Consider the following 17,817-nt stretch of genomic DNA (forward strand, 5'->3'; position numbering starts at 1 on the left):
CGACCCTGTGTTAGTATTTCCGCTCTCTTGTACGTGCAGATTTCTATGAGTCAGTCAGAAAAAGCCGAACCGTCCAGCCTCAAGGTCTACTTCCGCCTGCTGTCTTATATGCGGCCATATGTAGGCATTTTCGCCTTGAGCATCGTGGGCTTCCTCATTTTCGCGTCCACGCAACCGATGTTGGGCTACATCCTCAAGTACTTCGTGGATGGCCTGACCAACCCCAACGCCTCGCTGTTCCCCACGGTCCCTTACCTGCGTGACCTGCGCCTGTTGCAGGCGGTGCCGCTGCTGATCGTGTTGATCGCCGCCTGGCAGGGGCTGGGGTCGTACCTGGGCAACTACTTCCTTGCCAAGGTTTCCCTGGGCCTGGTGCAGGACCTGCGCATCGAGCTGTTCAACAACCTGTTGACGCTGCCCAACCGCTATTTCGACCAGAACAACTCCGGGCGCCTGATCTCGCGCATCACCTTCAACGTGACCATGGTCACGGGCGCGGCTACCGACGCCGTCAAGGTAGTGATTCGCGAAGGCATGACCGTGGTGTTCCTGTTCGGCTCGCTGTTGCTGATGAACTGGCGCCTGACCCTGGTGATGGTTGCCATCCTGCCGCTGATCGCGATCATGGTGCGCACCGCCAGCGGCAAATTCCGCAAGCAGAGCAAGAAGATCCAGGTGGCCATGGGCGACGTCACCCACGTGGCCTCCGAGACCATCCAGGGCTACCGCGTGGTGCGCAGCTTCGGTGGCGAGGCCTTCGAGCGTGATCGCTTCCTGGCCGCCAGCCAGAGCAACACCGACAAGCAACTGCGCATGACCCGCACCGGTTCCATCTACACGCCGATGCTGCAACTGGTGATCTACACGGCCATGGCCGTGCTGATGTTCCTGGTGCTGTTCCTGCGTGGCGACGCCTCGGCTGGCGACATGATCGCCTACATCACCCTGGCCGGCCTGCTGCCCAAGCCGATCCGCCAGTTGTCCGAGGTCAGCTCCACCATCCAGAAAGGTGTGGCGGGCGCGGAAAGCATCTTCGAACAGCTGGACGAGACCCCGGAAGTCGACACCGGCACCGTGGAGCGCGACCGCGTCAGCGGCCGCCTGGAAGTGCGCAACCTGAGCTTCACCTACCCGGAAACCGACCGCCGTGTGCTGGACGACATCAGCTTCAGCGTCGAGCCGGGGCAGATGGTGGCGCTGGTGGGGCGTTCGGGCAGTGGCAAGTCGACCCTGGCCAGCCTGATCCCGCGTTTCTACCACCACGACCAGGGTGAAATTCTGATCGACGGTGTCGAGGTCGAGGACTTCAAGCTGATCAACCTGCGCCGCCACATCGCCCAGGTCACCCAGCATGTCACGCTGTTCAGCGACACCGTGGCCAACAACATCGCCTACGGCGACCTGGCCGGCGCCCCGCGCGCCGACATCGAGAAAGCCGCGGCCGATGCCTATGCCAAGGAGTTCATCGAGCAGCTGCCCGAAGGCTTCGACACCCAGGTGGGCGAGAACGGCGTGCTGCTGTCCGGTGGCCAGCGCCAGCGCCTAGCCATTGCCCGTGCGCTGCTCAAGAACGCTCCGGTGCTGATCCTCGACGAGGCCACCTCGGCGCTGGACACCGAGTCCGAGCGGCATATCCAGGCGGCCCTGGACCAGGTGATGAAAGGCCGCACTACCCTGGTGATCGCGCACCGCCTGTCGACCATCGAGAAAGCCGACCTGATCCTGGTGATGGACCAGGGCCGTATCGTCGAGCGTGGCACCCACGACGAGCTGCTGGCGCACAACGGCTTCTACGCCAAGCTGCACGCCATGGGCCTGGACGAGCCGGTGACCGCCGACATCACCTGACGGCCAATGTAAAGCGCGTGGTACCTGGGGGGCGGCATATGTGTCGCCCCCTTTACGTTGTTGACCAAGGCTAAATATTTCTTCAGCTGCCAGTTGCTATTGTCTGCCCTCGATGCGCGGGTAACCCACACGGGGCCCGCCTTTAACACTCGGGTGCTGCAATGCTGCAACGTATGATCTGGAAGTTGCTTCCAAAGCCCCAGCGGGCGTTCCTGCTGGGGCGCCTGTCCGTGGTCGACCGCCAGGCTGTGAACAAGTCCATGTCCGGCTCCCTGACATTTCCCCAGGCGTTCGCCGAACGCGGCTGCCTGTTCATCCATGTGCCCAAGTGCGCGGGCAGCAGTGTCAGCACGGCGCTGTTCGACGGCTGGTTCCCCGGTCATATACCCCTGTACTGGTACGAGCAGCAGTTTCCCGAGCAATTCGCCGCAAGCTTCAAGTTTGCCTTCGTGCGCGACCCGCTGGAGCGCGCGTATTCGGCGTTCGCCTACCTCAAGGGGCGCCCCAACGCCCGCGACGGCCAGGCCCATGCGATGGTCAGCCGCTACAACGACTTCAACACCTTCGTCAGCCATTGGTTGCATGGGGACAACCTGCGCAAGCAGATCCATTTCGCGCCGCAGACCGATTTCCTGGTGGACTCCCTGGGCCACCTGTCGATGGACTTCATCGGCCGCCAGGAGCATATCCAGCGCGACTTCGGCCAGCTGTGCGAGCGCTTCGGCGTGAGCCGCGAGCTGCCGCTGGTCAACCGCTCGCGCAACCGGGTCGAAGCCCTGGCCCGGGAGTTCTGCAGTGTACGAACCCGGCGCCTGGTGCGCCGCGCCTATCAACGTGACTATGAGTTGCTTGGCTATGAATGAAGTGCTGCTGCGCCGTGGTGAGCAACCACAGATACGCCCCTATACCCTGGCCGTGCCGGTGCAGGCCCGGGCCGCCATCAAGGGCCAGCGCCCGCGGTGCATCTGGATGACCGGGTTGTCGGGGGCCGGCAAGTCGACCCTGGCCAATGCCCTGGAGGTGCAACTCAACCAGCGCTCGCTGCACACCTTCCTGCTCGACGGCGACAACGTGCGCGGCGGGCTGTGCAACGACCTGGGCATGAGCGCCGCGGCGCGCAGGGAGAACATCCGCCGGGTTGCCGAAGTGGCGCGGCTGATGGTGGACGCCGGGCTGATCGTCATCGTCTCGGCGATTTCGCCGTTCCGCGCGGAGCGTGACGCCGCGAAGGCACTGTTCGGGCCGGGCGAATTCTTCAGCGTGTATGTCAGCACCTCGTTCGCCACCTGTGCGCGGCGCGACCCCAAGGGCCTTTACCAGAAAGCCCTGAGCGGCCAGATCAAGGATTTTACCGGCCTGGACAGCCCTTATGAGGCCCCTCTGGACGCAGATTGCGACATCGACACCGAGCTGCTGGACCTCGGCCAGGCCACCGCCATGCTGCTGGACCGCCTGCAGATCCCTTGAGCGAGCCAGCCGGTCGCATGCCTTCTGAAGGCAAGCGCCGCCCTGTGTTAATATCGCGCCCTTGTCTATTTTGTATGTGGGTTGCCCATGAAGTTGTCCATGCCGCGATTCGATCAAGCCCCTGTCCTGGTGGTCGGCGATGTCATGCTCGACCGCTATTGGCATGGCGGTACCTCACGCATTTCGCCTGAGGCACCGGTGCCGGTGGTACGGGTCGAGCAGATCGAGGATCGCCCAGGTGGCGCGGCCAACGTTGCCCTGAACATCGCCGCCCTTGGCGCCCCCGCTTCGCTGGTGGGTGTCACCGGCCAGGACGAGGCGGCCGAGAGCCTCGCCAACAGCCTGCACGCTGCAGGCGTGCGTGCCCATTTCCAACGCATCGCCCACCAGCCGACCATCGTCAAGCTGCGGGTGATGAGCCGCCACCAGCAACTGCTGCGCATCGACTTCGAAGAACCCTTCGCCACCGATCCGCTGTCGCTGGGCGCCGAAGTCGACGCCTTGCTCGAAGGCATCAAGGTGCTGGTGCTGTCCGACTACGGCAAGGGCGCGTTGAAGAACCACCAGAGCCTGATCCAGGCTGCCCGCGCCAAGGGTATCCCGGTGCTGGCCGACCCCAAGGGCAAGGACTTCTCCATCTACCGTGGGGCCAGCCTGATCACCCCGAACCTCAGCGAGTTCGAGACCATCGTTGGCGGTTGCGCCGATGAGGCCGAGCTGGTGGCCAAGGGCGCCAAGCTGATGAGCGACCTGGAGCTGGGCGCCTTGCTGGTGACCCGTGGCGAGCACGGCATGACCCTGCTGCGCCCGGGCCACCCGGCGCTTCACCTGCCAGCCCGTGCCCGCGAAGTGTTCGACGTGACCGGTGCCGGCGACACGGTGATTTCCACCCTGGCCGCTGCCATTGCCGCGGGCGAGGAACTGCCCCACGCCGTGGCCCTGGCCAACCTGGCTGCGGGCATCGTGGTTGGCAAGCTGGGTACCGCGGCCATCAGCGCCCCGGAACTGCGCCGCGCCATCCAGCGCGAAGAAGGTTCGGAGCGCGGTGTGCTGGGCCTCGACCAGCTGCTGCTGGCGATCGAGGATGCCCGCGCGCACAACGAGAAGATCGTCTTCACCAACGGCTGCTTCGACATTCTGCACGCCGGCCACGTAACCTACCTGGAGCAGGCCCGCGCCCAGGGCGACCGGCTGATCGTGGCGGTCAACGACGACGCCTCGGTGAGCCGCCTGAAAGGCCCGGGCCGGCCGATCAACAGCGTCGATCGGCGCATGGCCGTGCTCGCTGGGCTGGGCGCAGTGGACTGGGTGATCAGCTTCAGCGAAGGCACCCCGGAAAACCTGCTGACCCACGTGCGTCCCGACGTGCTGGTGAAAGGCGGTGATTACTCGGTGGACCAGGTAGTGGGCGCCGACATCGTCAGCGCCTACGGTGGCACCGTGAAGGTGCTGGGGCTGGTGGAGAACAGCTCGACCACCGCCATCGTCGAGAAAATCCGCAGCAACTGACGCCCTGCGTAGCCGCTGCCGCAGGCTGCGCTGGCCCGATTGCACACCGGAGATCTCCGGCGAGGCACAGGGCCAGCGCAGCCTGCGGCAGCGGCTACGGGGTTGTGTGTCTACTCAGGTTTTATGCAAATTGCCACGCGCCAGGCGCAGCAGCGCCCGCGCCTTGTGCGTCAGTTTGCGCAGCCCGGTGCGCGGTTGATGCACCGGCGCCAGCCCCTGCTGGTGCAGCCAGTCCTTCCAGCGAATCCGCTCGTCGTGCACCACCCAGCCCTGCTGCTGGGCGAAGCTTTCGGCCAGGTGCACGCCGCGCGTGCTGGCCGGGTGCAGCTGGCCCTTCTTTAGCGTGTACAGCTCGGCGGCCGGCTTGCCGTCGTCCACCGGCATCAGATACAGGTCCGGCTTGCTGCGGTCCAGCCGCGCCACCAACTGGTCGTTCTCCAGCCGCTCGTCGACGTGGAACAGGCTCAGCGACTTCACTTCCTTCGGCACTTCCAGGCGCAAGTCGTACACCAGCTGCAGCGACGCCGTGGGCAGGTGCACGTAGGCGCGTGGCCGCTCGATCAGGTTCAGGCTGCCGGTGCGCACCGGCAGCGCCGCGCCGGACAGCGGCCGCAGCTTGAACGGCATTTTCTCGCGGTAGTGCAGGGCGCCGGTGTAGGGCGTGGGCAGCCAGGTGTCGTTGAATTTGCCGACCAGCCAGCCTTCGCTGGTTTCCAGCAGGCATTCCTCGGCCACCTCCTGGATGGCGGTGAGCAACGGCAGGTTCAGCTCGTGGGCCGGCACGTAGCCGGAGATCAGCTTGAGCACCACGTCGCCGCGGTCCTGGCGGCGCTGGCGGACCAGAATCCAGTAGTCGCGGTTCTGCCAGGTCAGGGTCAGGCGCACCGACACGCCCAGGTTGGCCAGCTCCAGGGAGAAGCGCTGGGGGTCTTCGACGGCCACCTGGCGGCGGCGCTGCAGGGTCTGCGCGAAGTTCAGCGGCATGCCGATGCTCTGGTAGCTCAGGCCTTCGGGCGTGGCTTCGACGAACAGCGGCAGGGTCTTGAAGTTGCTGGGGTTTTTTCTTATCAGGGTACGCGGCATGTCGGCTCCTCCTTGCGTCGGGGTCGGCCGCGTGGGCGGCTCCGTATGTGTCAGCTCCCGCGTATCACAGCGGCTGCGGTGGCCACGTTGTGGGCCAGGTGCAACGGGTTGATGGTGCCGACAATAGCACTGGCGACACCAGGGTGGGCGAACAGCAGCTCGAAACTGGCGCGCACCGGGTCGGTGCCCGGGCTCAGGCAGGCGTGGCCGCTGGCCAGGGCCTTCTTCACCAGGATGGCCTTGCCGTGCGTGGCAGCGTAGTCCAGCACCGGGCGTTCGCCCTGTTCGTTGAGATTGTAGGTGACCATGGCGCAATCGCCGGCCTCAAGCGCTTTCAGGCCGCCGGCCACGGTCTTGCCGGAGAAGCCGAAGCCGCGGATCTTGCCTTCCTGCTTCAGGCGCGCCAGGGCTTCGTACACCCCGGTCTGCTCGAGAATGGCCAGGTCGTTGCCATCGGAGTGCACCAGCACCAGGTCGATGAAGTCGGTTTCCAGGCGCTTGAGGCTGCGTTCCACGGAGAAGCGCGTGTGTTCGGCGCTGAAGTCGAAGCGGGACTGGCCGGCCTCGAACTCTTCGCCCACTTTGCTGACAATCACCCAGTCCTGGCGCTGGCCGCGCAGCAGCGGGCCCAGGCGGGTTTCGCTGGTGCCGTAGGCAGGCGCGGTGTCGATCAGGTTGATGCCCAACTGGCGCGCCTGGTCCAGCAACTGGCGCGCCTGCGCGTCGTCGGGAATGGTGAAGCCGTTGGGGTATTTCACCCCTTGGTCACGGCCCAGCTTGACGGTGCCCAGGCCCAGCGGCGAGACGCTGAGGCCGGTGCTGCCCAGCGGGCGGTGCAGGTTGTGCAAGGTGGCGACGGTCATGGCAGCAGCTGCTCCCAAGGGGTCTGGCCCATGGGCGGGCGGGGCAGGGCCGGCAGCGGTGCGTGGTTGCCCGGCATGATGCCGGCGCCTTCCAGGCTGGCGATGACCCGGTCGGCGAAGTCCGGCGCCAGGGCCAGCTTGGTCGGCCAGCCCACCAGCAGCGCGCCCTGTTCGGCCAGGAAGGCGTTGTCGGGACGCACCAGGCCGGACTGTGCCGGCTCGGCGCGGTCCACGCGCAGGGTGGCCCACTGCACTTGGCTGAGGTCGACCCAGGGCAGCAGTTGCTCCAGTTCCTTCTGCGCGGTGGCGATCTGCTCGGCCGGCGAGCGGGCCACGCCATCGGCCTCGGCGATATCGCCGCCCAGGTACCACACCCACTGGCCATCGGCCGCCGGGTGGGTGGTCACGGTGATGCGGGGCTTGGTGCCACCGCCCAGGCAGTGGGCGTACAGCGGCTTGAGGCTGGCGCCCTTGGCCAGAATCATGTGCAGCGGCCGGCGTTGCATGGCCGGCTGGTCCACGCCCAGGCTGGCCAGCAGCTCGGCAGTGCCGGCACCGGCGCTGAGCACCACGCGCTGGGCGCGGATCTCGCGGCCGTCGACGCGCAGGCCGGCCAGCTGGCCGTTGTCCAACAGCGGTTCCAGGCGTTCGCCGGCCAGCAGGCCGTCACCGCCCAGTTGCGCCAGGCGCTCGATTACGCCGGGGGTGTCGATGACCAGCTCGGCCAGGCGGTAGACCTTGCCCTTGAAGGCCTTGTCCTGCAGCGCCGGCGGCAGCTCGTCGCCCTTGACCTGGTCGACGCGGCCACGCACGGCCTTGCTGGCGAAGAAACTGGTGAGGTTGCCCGCGATAGTGCCCGGCGACCACAGGTAATGGGCCTGGGACAGCACGCGCACGCCGCTCAGGTCCACCTCGCCGGTGCCGGCCAGGGCCTCGCGCCAGCGCCGCGGCATGTCGGCGATGGCCTCGCTGGCGCCCGTCAGTGCACCGTGCAGCGCGTACTTGGCGCCGCCATGGATGATGGCCTGGGACTTGAGGCTCTGCCCGCCGCCCAGGCTGGCGTTTTCCACCAGCACGGTCGAATAGCCCAGGCGCCGCAAGCGGGCGTTGAGCCACAGGCCAGCGATGCCGGCGCCGACAATCAGCACGTCAGTGGAAATAGCGGAAGACATCAAGCAACCTCACAGGCGAAAACAGACCCGCAGTATACAGACTCAGTGCCCGGCGGTTTTCGAGAACAGCTGGATCACCACCACGCCCAGCAGGATCAGGCCCATGCCGGCGATGGCGGGCATGTCCAGTTTCTGCCCGTAGACCACCAGCGCGGCGATGCTCACCAGCACGATGCCCATGCCCGACCAGATGGCGTAGGTCACGCCGACGGGAATCACCCGCACCACCAGAATCAGCATCCAGAACGCGATGGCGTAGCCGCAGATCACCAGGATCAACGGCAGCGGGGTGCTCAGGCCCTTTACAGCTTTCATGCTGGTGGTGGCGATGACTTCGCAGCAGATGGCGATAGCGAGGAAGTAGTAGGCAGTCATGTGTGAACCCTCTTGAGATGGCTCGCATTCTAGAGGCTGGGCAGATGAGGTAAAGTGAATACCTATCGCTATTGGAGATAGGTTGCCATGGGCATCCAATGGAATCTGGAGCAGATCCAGCTGTTCGTGCAGGTGGCCGAGCAGTGTTCGTTTTCCGCCGTGGCGCGGCAGCAGGGCCGTGCCCAGTCGGCAGTCAGCAGCGCGATTGCCCTGCTCGAGGACGACCTGGGCGTGAGCCTGTTCAACCGCAGCAGCGGCCGCCAGCCGCAGCTCACCGAGGCGGGCAGGGCGCTGCTGGAAGAAGCCCGGGAGCTGCTGCGCCAGTGCGAGCGCCTGGACGGCCGCGCGCTGGCCCTGCACCGCGGCCAGGAAGCGCAGCTGCGCCTGGCCCAGGACGAGGCCATGCCCTACCAGCCGGTGCTCGACAGCCTGGAGAAGCTGGCGGGCCGCTACCCCGCGGTGGAAGTGCAACTGGCCAACAGCGCGCCGGGCGACGTGGCGCGCAAGCTGGTGGAGCGCCGTGCCGACCTGGGCTTGCTGTTTCACCATGAGCACATGCCCGCCGCGCTTGAACGCCGCGCCCTGGGCAGCGTCGAGATGGTCACCGTGTGTTCGGTCGACCATCCGCTGGCCAGCCACGCCCACGTCAGCCGCCAGCAGTTGGCCCGGCACCGCCAGCTGTTGGTGGCCCTGGAAAGCAGCCGCTACCCCGGCGGCGACCCCATCAGCCCGCAGATTTGGCGCGCCGACAGCTTCTACGTGATGGCCGAGCTGCTGATGCGCGGCCTGGGCTGGGCCTGGCTGCCACGGCATGTGGTGCAGTACCCGGCGTACCAGCAGCAGATGGTGGAGCTGAACAGCGAATGGGTGCCGCCGGCGCTGGTGGTTGAACTGGTGTGGCGCCGCGACGAGCCGCTGGGCCCGGCCGCGCGTTACCTGGCCGAGTGCTTTACCTGGCACTTGCGGGCCATTGGTTAAGCGGCCGCGCTGCTAGTAAACTCCGCCGCCATGAACAGAACTCTCTATACCCTGCTGTTTCACCTGGGGCTGCCACTGGTAGCGTTGCGGCTGTGGCTGCGTGCACGCAAGGCGCCGGCCTATGCCAAGCGGATCGGCGAGCGCTTCGCGCGCAACCTGCCAGCCATGCGCACCGGCGGTATCTGGGTGCACGCGGTGTCGGTGGGCGAGAGCATCGCCGCCGCGCCGATGATTCGCGAACTGCTGCTGCGCCACCCCGAGCTGCCGATCACCATCACCTGCATGACCCCTACCGGTTCCGAGCGCATCCAGGCGCTGTTCGGCAACGAGCCACGGGTACAGCATTGCTACCTGCCGTATGACCTGCCGTGGGCGGCGGGGCGTTTTCTGGATCATGTGCAGCCACGCCTGGCGGTGATCATGGAAACCGAACTGTGGCCCAACCACATTCACCAGTGCGCCCTGCGCGGCATCCCGGTGGCGCTGGCCAACGCGCGGCTGTCGGAGCGCTCGGCGCGCGGCTATGCGAAGTTCGCCAAGCTGACGGCGCCGATGCTGGCGCAGATGAGCCTGATTGCGGTGCAGACCGAGACCGAGGCCGAACGCTTCCGCCAGCTGGGCGCACGGCCTGAGTGCGTGCAGGTGACCGGCTCGATCAAGTTTGACCTGAAGGTCGATAGCCATCTGTTGGAACGTGCTGCTGCGCTGCGCCAGGCATGGCAGGCCGGCAGCCGGCCGATCTGGATCGCCGCCAGCACCCACGAGGGCGAGGACGCCATTGTCCTGGCGGCCCACCGTCAGTTGCTGGCCCTGCATGGCGACGCCTTGCTGATCCTGGTGCCACGGCACCCGGAACGCTTCAACAGCGTGTTCGAGCTCAGCGTGGGCCAAGGGTTTGCCAGTGTGCGCCGCTCCAGTGGCGAGGTGGTGGGCGCGCAGCACCAGGTGCTGGTCGGCGACACCATGGGCGAACTGCTGTTTCTCTATGCCCTGGCCGACAGCGCTTTTGTCGGCGGTAGCCTGGTGCCCAATGGCGGCCACAACCTGCTGGAACCGGCGGCACTGGCCAAGCCAGTGCTAAGTGGGCCACATGTGTTCAACTTTCTGGAGATTGCGGCGATGCTGCGCCAGGCCGATGCGTTGATCGAGGTCGATGATGCGGCGGGGTTGGCAGAGGCGGTACGCAAGTTGATCGAGCTGCCGCAGGATGCCCGGCGCATTGGCCAGGCGGGGTTGGCGGTGATGCAGGCCAACCAGGGCGCGTTGGAGCGGTTGTTGGTTGGCCTGAGCAAATTGTTGCGCCCATGACGCGGCCTGGCGGCCGCTGCTACAGGGCTATTTCTTCGCAGGCTTGAGTAACTCCTGCGCAGCCTTGGCCAGGTCCGGCGGCAGGAAGTCCTTGTCCGGGTTGTAGTCAGGCTTCAGCCAGCGCGCCAGGTCCTGCAGATCCTGTGGGCTGAGTGTCCCGGCGGCCTGCTTCAAACGCAGGTTGTCGAGGATGTAGTCGTAGCGGCTGTTGTTGTAGTCACGCACCGACGAGTACAGCTGCCGCTGCGCATCCAGCACGTCGACGATGTTGCGCGTGCCCACCTGGTAGCCGATCTCGGTCGCCTCCACCGCGCTCTGGTTGGAGATGATCGACTGCTTGCGCGCCTGCACCTGTTCCACGTCGGTGTTCACCGCGCGGTGCAGGTTGCGGGTGTTCTCCACCACCTGGCGGCGCAGGCCTTCGCGCTGCTGCTCGCTCTGGCTCAGGCGCTGGTAGGCCTCGCGCACCTGGGAGCTGGTGAGGCCGCCGCTGTACAGCGGGATGTTCACCTGCAGGCCCACCGTGCGCTGTTCCACGTCACCGTGGTAGGTCACGCCGGGGAACGGGCTGGGGTTGCTGAAGCCCAGCAGGTCGTTGTCGCCTTTCTCGTATTTGGCCACCGCGTCCACCGTGGGGGCATGGCCGGCCTTGCGCTGGCGCAGGGTTTCCTCGGCGCTGGTGACGGCGAAGGCGCTGGCCTGCAGGTTGAGGTTCTGCTGCGAGGCGGTCTCGACCCAGGTCTTGGCGTCGTTGGGGCTGGGCGGCAGCACCGGCAGGGTATGCACCACGCCCTGCACCGAGTTGTAGTCGCGGTTGGTCAGCGTCACCAGGGCCTCGAAGGCGTCGTCCACCTGGCGCTGGGCGAGGATGCGGTTGGCGCGGGCGGTGTCGTAGCTGGCCTGGGATTGCAGCACGTCGGTCTTGTCCGACAGGCCCACGTTGAAGCGCTCGTTGGACTGGTCGAGCTGGCGCTTGAACGCCGCTTCCTCGGCCTTGGTGGCGGCCAGGGTGTCCTGGGCGCGCAGCACGCTGAAATAGTCCTCGGCGGTCTGCAGGATCAGGTTCTGCTCGGTGGCTGACAGCTGCAGGGCCGCCTGTTCGTTCACGGCCTTGGCCGCCTTGAACTGGAACCAGCGGTCGGCGCGAAATATCGGCTGGCTGAGCGTGGCCTGGTAGCTGGTGCCGCTGCGCGTGGTGGTCTGCGCCGGCTCGTCGAGCTGGGTGCGCACGTTGGTGATGTCGCTGCCGGCCGACAGGTTGGGCAGCAGCCCGGCGCGGGCCTGGGGCACCACTTCGCTCTGGGCGGCGTAGTCGGCGCGGGCGGCGGCCAGGTCGGCGTTGTTGTTCACGGCTTCCTGATACACGCTGACCAGGTCGGTACGGCTGGCCAGTGGCGCAATCTCTGCTGCCTGTAACATTGCGTTGAACGCACCTGACACCGCAATCGCCAGTGCAATTTTGCGCAGCATGATTCAATCCTTGTAATTAAACGCTGTGCGAGTGTAGTTGCACGGGCGTGCTGCAACAATCCGGCATATCCGCCATTTATCCAGCACCATCACACAACCCTTGGCGTTTTGCCTGCCGCGCGTCTAGACTGACTGGGTTCTTGTCGGGGTGCCTTGAGTGAAAGGCTGAGATCGGTTAATCCGGATCCCGTTGAACCTGATCAGGTTAGCGCCTGCGTAGGGAACAAGATTTCTCGTCCTCCCGGCGAGTCCTCTTGTGCTTCGTCCGGGAAATTGTTCATTTTGTGAGCAGTTTGCGACGGCCAAAGCACAGCACCGCCCCAGGTGCAGTCCGTGCCTTTTCAGGTTCCACTCCCGACATTCCACTGCTGGATGCTGTCTGGAGAGCCTGTGATGAGTAAACAAGAAAAAAACCTTGCCCACCTGAGCGAATCGGCCCAGGTCGACGCGCAATCGGTACAACCGTTCACCCGTTCGCAAAAAGTCTATGTGCAGGGCTCGCGCCCCGACATCCGCGTGCCCATGCGTGAAATCAGCCTGGACGTGACGCCCACTGACTTCGGTGGCGAGATCAACGCCCCGGTCACCGTGTACGACACCTCCGGCCCCTACACCGACCCCAACGTGGTGATCGATGTGCGCAAGGGCCTGGCCGACGTGCGTTCGGCGTGGATCGACGACCGTGGCGACACCGAGCGCCTGGACGGCCTGAGCTCCCACTTCGGCCAGCAGCGCCTCAACGACGAAGAACTGACCAAGCTGCGCTTCGCCCACGTGCGCAACCCGCGCCGGGCCAAGGCCGGCGCCAACGTCAGCCAGATGCACTACGCGCGCCAGGGCATCATCACCGCCGAGATGGAGTACGTGGCCATCCGCGAGAACATGAAGCTGGCCGAGGCTCGCGCCGCCGGCCTGCTGAAAGAACAGCACAAGGGCCACAGCTTCGGCGCCAGCATCCCCAAGGAGATCACCGCCGAGTTCGTGCGCGAAGAGATCGCCCGCGGCCGCGCCATCATCCCTGCCAACATCAACCACACCGAGCTGGAGCCGATGATCATCGGCCGCAACTTTCTGGTGAAGATCAACGGCAACATCGGCAACAGCGCCCTGGGCTCCTCCATCGAGGAAGAAGTGGCCAAGCTGACCTGGGGCATCCGCTGGGGCTCGGACACGGTGATGGACCTGTCCACCGGCAAGCACATCCATGAAACCCGCGAGTGGATCATCCGCAACTCGCCGGTGCCCATCGGCACCGTGCCGATCTACCAGGCGCTGGAGAAGGTCAACGGCGTGGCCGAGGCCCTCACCTGGGAGCTGTTCCGCGACACCCTGATCGAACAGGCCGAGCAGGGCGTGGACTACTTCACCATTCACGCCGGCGTGCTGCTGCGCTACGTGCCGCTGACCGCCAAGCGCGTCACCGGTATCGTCAGCCGCGGCGGTTCGATCATGGCCAAGTGGTGCCTGGCGCACCACAAGGAGAACTTCCTCTACACCCATTTCGACGAAATCTGCCAGATCATGAAGGCCTACGACGTCAGCTTCTCGCTGGGCGACGGCCTGCGCCCCGGCTCCATTGCCGACGCCAACGACGAAGCGCAGTTCGGCGAGCTGGAAACCCTCGGCGAGCTGACCAAGATCGCCTGGAAGCATGACGTGCAGTGCATGATCGAAGGCCCGGGCCACGTGCCCATGCAGTTGATCAAGGAGAACATGGACAAGCAGCTGGAGTGCTGCGACGAGGCGCCGTTCTACACCCTGGGCCCGCTGACCACCGACATCGCCCCCGGTTACGACCACATCACCTCGGGCATCGGCGCGGCGATGATCGGCTGGTTCGGCTGCGCCATGCTCTGCTACGTCACGCCCAAGGAACACCTGGGCCTGCCGAACAAGGATGACGTGAAGACCGGCATCATCACCTACAAGATCGCCGCCCATGCCGCCGATCTGGCCAAGGGGCACCCCGGCGCGCAGATCCGCGACAATGCCCTGAGCAAGGCGCGCTTCGAGTTTCGCTGGGAAGACCAGTTCAACCTGGGCCTGGACCCGGATACCGCGCGCGCCTACCACGATGAAACCCTGCCCAAGGACTCGGCCAAGGTGGCGCACTTCTGCTCCATGTGCGGGCCGAAGTTCTGCTCGATGAAGATCACCCAGGAAGTGCGCGAATACGCGGCGAACCAGAAGATCGAGGCTGTGGATATCTCCATGGAGGAGGGCATGCGCGAGCAGGCCGCGCGCTTCAAGCAGGAAGGCAGCCAGCTGTACCAGAAGGTCTGACACTGCGTTGAATCTTCACGAATAACTGTGGGAGCTGGCTTGCCAGCGAGCTTTTCGGCGGCTTTGAAAAGCTCGCTGGCAAGCCAGCTCCCACAGTCCCAATGTGCATAACAACCCATCTCCTCCGAGATCCAAATTGAACACACCCAGCCATTACTCTCCGGACGTTGCCGTCCCTTCGTCCCAGCGCGTGTTCGGCGCGCGGGACCTGTTTTCCCTGTGGTTCTCCCTGGGCATCGGCCTGATGGTGCTGCAGACCGGTGCGCTGCTGGCGCCGGGCCTGGGCCTGTCGGGTTCGTTGCTGGCGATTCTGCTCGGCACCGCGGTAGGCGTGGTGCTGCTGGCCGCCGTCGGCGTGATTGGCAGCGACACCGGCCTGTCGTCCATGGCCGCCTTGCGCCTGAGCCTGGGCCAACATGGCGCCGCGCTGCCGGCGCTGCTCAACCTGCTGCAGCTGATCGGCTGGGGCGCGTTTGAAATCATCGTGATGCGCGACGCCGCCAGCCTGCTCGGCGCGCGGGCGTTTGGCGAGGGCAGCGCGCTCACCCAGCCGATGCTCTGGACCCTGGTGTTCGGTGCCCTGGCCACCTTGCTCGCGGTCAGCGGCCCGCTGACCTTCGTGCGCAAGTTTTTGCGCAAATGGGGCATCTGGCTGCTGCTGGCCGCCTGCCTGTGGCTGACCTGGAACCTGTTCGCCAAGGCCGACCTGGGCGCCCTGTGGGCCAAGGCCGGCGACGGCAGCATGAGTTTCGCGGTGGGCTTCGACATTGCCATCGCCATGCCGCTGTCCTGGCTGCCGCTGATCGCCGACTATTCGCGCTTCGGCCGTGCGGCCAAGGGCGTGTTCGGCGGCACCGTGCTGGGCTTCTTCATCGGCAACTTCTGGCTGATGAGCCTGGGCGTTGCCTACACCCTGGCCTTCGCGCCGAGCGGCGAAACCAACGCGCTGCTGCTGGCGCTGGCCGGCGCCGGGCTGGGTATCCCGCTGCTGCTGATCCTGCTGGACGAGTCGGAAAACGCCTTCGCCGACATTCACTCGGCAGCGGTGTCCACCGGCCTGCTGGTGCGCCTGAAGGTCGAGCACCTGGCGCTGGCCATCGGCATCGTCTGCACGCTGATTGCCTGCTTCGCGCCGCTGGCGCAGTACCAGAACTTCCTGCTGCTGATTGGCTCGGTGTTCGCGCCGCTGTTCGGCGTGGTGCTGGTGGACCACTTCATCCTGCGCAAGCGCAGTGCCCAGGCCCCGGCCGTGCCGCTGCGCTGGACCGCGCTGGTGGCCTGGGTGGGCGGCATCGCCACCTACCACGTGCTGGCCAACCTCTACCCCGAGGTCGGCGCTACCCTGCCGTCACTGCTGCTGGCCGGGGTGCTGCACGCGGTGCTGGCGGCCTTCAGCCGCGGCCGGGAAACAGTGCCGGCTTGATCACGCCATTGAGCCGCTGGTAGTCGACCTTGATCTCGGCCTGCCCCAGCGCATAGGGGGCGATGGTGTTGACGTCATACTTGAGGATGATGCCTGCCGAGGTCAGGGCGATGTGCGTGGTGTGCTTGAACGGCCAGTCCTTGACGAACTTGGGGTCGCTGGCCAGGCCGTTGTCCACCAGCCAGCCGCGGTGGGCCTCTTCCGCGGCCTTCCAGAACGCCGGTTCTTCGCCGGGCACCAGCATGTCCGCCAGCGTCAGCACCTTGTGCTGCTGGCGCGACCAGTTGATGAAGTCGCGGCCGGGGACGCCCTCTGGCGCGCCGGTGTCCAGGTAGCTCGACACCTCCACGATCACCAGCCCGTCATGCTGGTCGCGTACCTTCGATTGCAGGTAGCTGCCGTAGCGGTTGGGCGCGTGGGCCAGGAAGCTGTCTTCGTAGGCTTTCAGGGAGGTGGGCAGCGGCGCGTCGGCGTCGGTGCGGGTCAACTGCAGCATGCCGCGTTCCATGATCGGGTCGAGGGCCGGCTCGCCAGGGAAATGGATCACGTCCAGGTTGAACAGCGGGCAGTCCGGCGCCGTGCAGCCAGGCTTGGTGTGCTCGAAGGCGTCGCGGCGGGTGTCCAGCGGTTTGTTCATGCTCGGCTGAAACAGGCTTTGGCAGGCGCCCAATGTCAGGGCCACGGCGGCCATGGACGTGAATTTCAGAAGCGACATGGTGTTCCTTGACGGTCAGGAAGGGGGTTGCGGGCAAATGTTGTCGTGCTTCGACTCTCGGCATCGCCTTCAGTTCGCCACTAAGCTCAATAGTAACGGGCTGGGGCCCTGCCGCCTATCTTGCCGGGCGCGAATGGCGGTTCAAAGGGGCTGCAAAGCGCTGGCATCGCAGTTAGGATGGCGCGAAGCTGCACGGACGATGACGAGGTTTTACATGACAGACAGGGCACAGCCGACCAAGGTCGAGATCCTCAAGCGCGAGAACTGCTACAAGGGGTTCTACCAACTGGACCGCCTGCACCTGCGCCATGAGCTGTTCGATGGCGGCACCAGCAAGGACATGACCCGCGAAGTGTTCGTGCGCCACGACGCCGTGTGCGTGCTGCCCTACGACCCCAGGCGCGACGAAGTGGTGCTGCTGGAGCAGTTCCGCGTCGGTGCCATGTTGAAAACTGCCAACCCCTGGCTGGTGGAGATGGTTGCCGGTCTGATCGACAAGGCCGAGCAACCGGAAGAAGTTGCGCACCGCGAGGCCGAGGAGGAAGCTGGGCTTGTGCTGCAGTCGCTCTGGCCGATCACCAAGTACTTCCCTTCGCCAGGCGGCAGCACCGAGTTCGTGCATCTGTACCTGGGGCACTGCAGCAGCGAAGGCGTGGGCGGCCTGTTCGGCCTGAAGGACGAGAACGAGGACATCCGCGTCACGGTATGGGCGTTCGAAGACGCCCTGCAGGCCGTGCGCGATGGCAAGATCATCAACGCGGCAACGATCATCGCCCTGCAGTGGCTGGCGTTGAACCGCGAGGAAGTCAGGGGGCTGTGGAAGTGAACCTGTTGCGCGACCGCTACCGTGTCGACCTGGTCGGCCTGCAGGCAGCCTGCGAGGCAAACTACGCGCGCCTGATGCGCCTGTTGCCGAACATGCGCCATGAACAGCATTCGCGCAAAGTGGCCATGACCCAGGGCGAGCAGATGCTGGGCGTGCTCACCCTGGAGGTGCTGCTCGCCTGCCCCTATACCACCACCCTGCGCGTGCGCCAGGAGCACAGCCTGCCCTGGCTGCCGGTGCCGCAGCTGGAAGTGCAGGTCTACCACGACGCGCGCATGGCCGAAGTGGTCAGCGCCGAACACGCCCGCCGCTTCCGCAGCGTGTACCCGTACCCCAACGCCAGCATGCACCAGCCCGACGAGAAGGCGCAGTTGAACCTGTTCCTGGGAGAGTGGCTGAGCCATTGCCTGGCGTGTGGGCATGAGTATGAGTATGTGCGCTAGCAAACCCCTCGATCTCAAGGACGAGACAACACCTGCGCCGTGCAGCTCCAGGCC

16 protein-coding genes and 1 riboswitch are annotated in these 17,817 nt (G+C 65.7%); of the genes, 10 read left to right on the forward strand and 6 right to left on the reverse strand.

Features of this window, described 5'->3' with window-relative positions:
- The first annotated feature begins 45 nt into the window (after window positions 1-45).
- The 4 genes from msbA (at window position 46) to hldE (ending at window position 4,824) form a co-directional block, all read left to right on the forward strand.
- Entirely contained in the window at window positions 46-1,848 is a 1,803-nt protein-coding gene (gene msbA / locus AC0J42_RS02650) for a lipid A export permease/ATP-binding protein MsbA (protein ID WP_473005181.1), read from the forward strand.
- Between the two features lie 161 nt (window positions 1,849-2,009).
- Window positions 2,010-2,711, forward strand: coding sequence for a sulfotransferase family 2 domain-containing protein (locus tag AC0J42_RS02655; RefSeq protein ID WP_473005182.1), 702 nt, complete (start codon window positions 2,010-2,012; stop codon window positions 2,709-2,711).
- Window positions 2,704-3,315, forward strand: coding sequence for an adenylyl-sulfate kinase (cysC, locus tag AC0J42_RS02660; protein WP_473005183.1), 612 nt, complete (start codon window positions 2,704-2,706; stop codon window positions 3,313-3,315). Before AC0J42_RS02655 ends, cysC begins: the two co-directional genes overlap by 8 nt.
- Window positions 3,316-3,402: 87 nt before the next feature.
- A complete protein-coding gene (gene hldE, locus AC0J42_RS02665; RefSeq protein WP_416422117.1) occupies window positions 3,403-4,824 on the forward strand; it encodes a bifunctional D-glycero-beta-D-manno-heptose-7-phosphate kinase/D-glycero-beta-D-manno-heptose 1-phosphate adenylyltransferase HldE in 1,422 nt (473 codons plus the stop codon).
- Window positions 4,825-4,938: 114 nt separating this feature from the next.
- Here hldE and AC0J42_RS02670 read toward each other — a convergent pair whose 3' ends face one another.
- The 4 genes from AC0J42_RS02670 to AC0J42_RS02685 are packed head-to-tail and all read right to left on the reverse strand — an operon-like array spanning window position 4,939 to window position 8,317.
- Window positions 4,939-5,907 carry a metal ABC transporter ATPase gene (locus AC0J42_RS02670; protein WP_416422118.1) on the reverse strand — a complete coding sequence of 323 codons (969 nt, stop codon included), beginning with the start codon at window positions 5,905-5,907 and terminating at the stop codon, window positions 4,939-4,941.
- 50 nt (window positions 5,908-5,957) lie between these two features.
- Window positions 5,958-6,770, reverse strand: a complete 813-nt coding sequence (locus AC0J42_RS02675; protein ID WP_416422119.1) for an aldo/keto reductase — start codon at window positions 6,768-6,770, stop codon at window positions 5,958-5,960.
- Window positions 6,767-7,942: an NAD(P)/FAD-dependent oxidoreductase gene (locus AC0J42_RS02680; RefSeq protein ID WP_473005184.1), complete on the reverse strand. Its 1,176-nt coding sequence runs from the start codon at window positions 7,940-7,942 to the stop codon at window positions 6,767-6,769. Before AC0J42_RS02680 ends, AC0J42_RS02675 begins: the two co-directional genes overlap by 4 nt.
- Before the next feature lie 42 nt (window positions 7,943-7,984).
- Window positions 7,985-8,317, reverse strand: a complete 333-nt coding sequence (locus tag AC0J42_RS02685) for a DMT family transporter (RefSeq protein ID WP_416422121.1) — start codon at window positions 8,315-8,317, stop codon at window positions 7,985-7,987.
- A gap of 87 nt (window positions 8,318-8,404) precedes the next feature.
- Here AC0J42_RS02685 and AC0J42_RS02690 point away from each other — a divergent pair, with 87 nt between their 5' ends.
- Together AC0J42_RS02690 and waaA are read left to right on the forward strand one after the other, a co-directional pair.
- Window positions 8,405-9,295, forward strand: coding sequence for a LysR family transcriptional regulator (locus AC0J42_RS02690; RefSeq protein ID WP_416422122.1), 891 nt, complete (start codon window positions 8,405-8,407; stop codon window positions 9,293-9,295).
- Between the two features lie 30 nt (window positions 9,296-9,325).
- Entirely contained in the window at window positions 9,326-10,603 is a 1,278-nt protein-coding gene (gene waaA / locus AC0J42_RS02695) for a lipid IV(A) 3-deoxy-D-manno-octulosonic acid transferase (protein WP_473005185.1), read from the forward strand.
- Between the two features lie 27 nt (window positions 10,604-10,630).
- Here waaA and AC0J42_RS02700 read toward each other — a convergent pair whose 3' ends face one another.
- Window positions 10,631-12,073 carry a TolC family outer membrane protein gene (locus AC0J42_RS02700; protein ID WP_473005186.1) on the reverse strand — a complete coding sequence of 481 codons (1,443 nt, stop codon included), beginning with the start codon at window positions 12,071-12,073 and terminating at the stop codon, window positions 10,631-10,633.
- 134 nt (window positions 12,074-12,207) lie between these two features.
- Window positions 12,208-12,313, forward strand: a riboswitch (TPP riboswitch).
- Window positions 12,314-12,466: 153 nt separating this feature from the next.
- Here AC0J42_RS02700 and thiC point away from each other — a divergent pair.
- On the forward strand, window positions 12,467-14,356 hold the full coding sequence (thiC, locus tag AC0J42_RS02705; protein WP_473005187.1) for a phosphomethylpyrimidine synthase ThiC: 1,890 nt from the start codon (window positions 12,467-12,469) through the stop codon (window positions 14,354-14,356).
- 136 nt (window positions 14,357-14,492) lie between these two features.
- Entirely contained in the window at window positions 14,493-15,779 is a 1,287-nt protein-coding gene (gene cytX, locus AC0J42_RS02710) for a putative hydroxymethylpyrimidine transporter CytX (RefSeq protein WP_416422126.1), read from the forward strand.
- Here the strand turns inward: cytX and AC0J42_RS02715 are convergent.
- Window positions 15,748-16,494, reverse strand: coding sequence for an RsiV family protein (locus tag AC0J42_RS02715; protein WP_416422127.1), 747 nt, complete (start codon window positions 16,492-16,494; stop codon window positions 15,748-15,750). The genes cytX and AC0J42_RS02715 overlap by 32 nt on opposite strands.
- A gap of 214 nt (window positions 16,495-16,708) precedes the next feature.
- Between AC0J42_RS02715 and AC0J42_RS02720 the strand changes: the two genes are divergently transcribed.
- Both AC0J42_RS02720 and AC0J42_RS02725 read left to right on the forward strand, forming a co-directional pair.
- Window positions 16,709-17,320 carry an NUDIX domain-containing protein gene (locus AC0J42_RS02720; RefSeq protein WP_416422128.1) on the forward strand — a complete coding sequence of 204 codons (612 nt, stop codon included), beginning with the start codon at window positions 16,709-16,711 and terminating at the stop codon, window positions 17,318-17,320.
- On the forward strand, window positions 17,311-17,763 hold the full coding sequence (locus AC0J42_RS02725) for a DUF1249 domain-containing protein (protein ID WP_416422129.1): 453 nt from the start codon (window positions 17,311-17,313) through the stop codon (window positions 17,761-17,763). The genes AC0J42_RS02720 and AC0J42_RS02725 overlap by 10 nt, the downstream gene beginning before the upstream one ends.
- The last annotated feature ends 54 nt before the right edge of the window (window positions 17,764-17,817 follow it).

The organism is Pseudomonas sp. Tav-5-1A (assembly GCF_055755055.1).

Bases quoted from the DNA above. Each gene is read 5' to 3' on its own strand.
- msbA (WP_473005181.1), top strand. From the start codon at position 46: ATGAGTCAGTCAGAAAAAGCCGAACCGTCCAGCCTCAAGGTCTACTTC.
- AC0J42_RS02655 (WP_473005182.1), top strand. From the start codon at position 2,010: ATGCTGCAACGTATGATCTGGAAGTTGCTTCCAAAGCCCCAGCGGGCG.
- cysC (WP_473005183.1), top strand. From the start codon at position 2,704: ATGAATGAAGTGCTGCTGCGCCGTGGTGAGCAACCACAGATACGCCCC.
- hldE (WP_416422117.1), top strand. From the start codon at position 3,403: ATGAAGTTGTCCATGCCGCGATTCGATCAAGCCCCTGTCCTGGTGGTC.
- AC0J42_RS02670 (WP_416422118.1), bottom strand. From the start codon at position 5,907: ATGCCGCGTACCCTGATAAGAAAAAACCCCAGCAACTTCAAGACCCTG.
- AC0J42_RS02675 (WP_416422119.1), bottom strand. From the start codon at position 6,770: ATGACCGTCGCCACCTTGCACAACCTGCACCGCCCGCTGGGCAGCACC.
- AC0J42_RS02680 (WP_473005184.1), bottom strand. From the start codon at position 7,942: ATGTCTTCCGCTATTTCCACTGACGTGCTGATTGTCGGCGCCGGCATC.
- AC0J42_RS02685 (WP_416422121.1), bottom strand. From the start codon at position 8,317: ATGACTGCCTACTACTTCCTCGCTATCGCCATCTGCTGCGAAGTCATC.
- AC0J42_RS02690 (WP_416422122.1), top strand. From the start codon at position 8,405: ATGGGCATCCAATGGAATCTGGAGCAGATCCAGCTGTTCGTGCAGGTG.
- waaA (WP_473005185.1), top strand. From the start codon at position 9,326: ATGAACAGAACTCTCTATACCCTGCTGTTTCACCTGGGGCTGCCACTG.
- AC0J42_RS02700 (WP_473005186.1), bottom strand. From the start codon at position 12,073: ATGCTGCGCAAAATTGCACTGGCGATTGCGGTGTCAGGTGCGTTCAAC.
- thiC (WP_473005187.1), top strand. From the start codon at position 12,467: ATGAGTAAACAAGAAAAAAACCTTGCCCACCTGAGCGAATCGGCCCAG.
- AC0J42_RS02715 (WP_416422127.1), bottom strand. From the start codon at position 16,494: ATGTCGCTTCTGAAATTCACGTCCATGGCCGCCGTGGCCCTGACATTG.
- AC0J42_RS02720 (WP_416422128.1), top strand. From the start codon at position 16,709: ATGACAGACAGGGCACAGCCGACCAAGGTCGAGATCCTCAAGCGCGAG.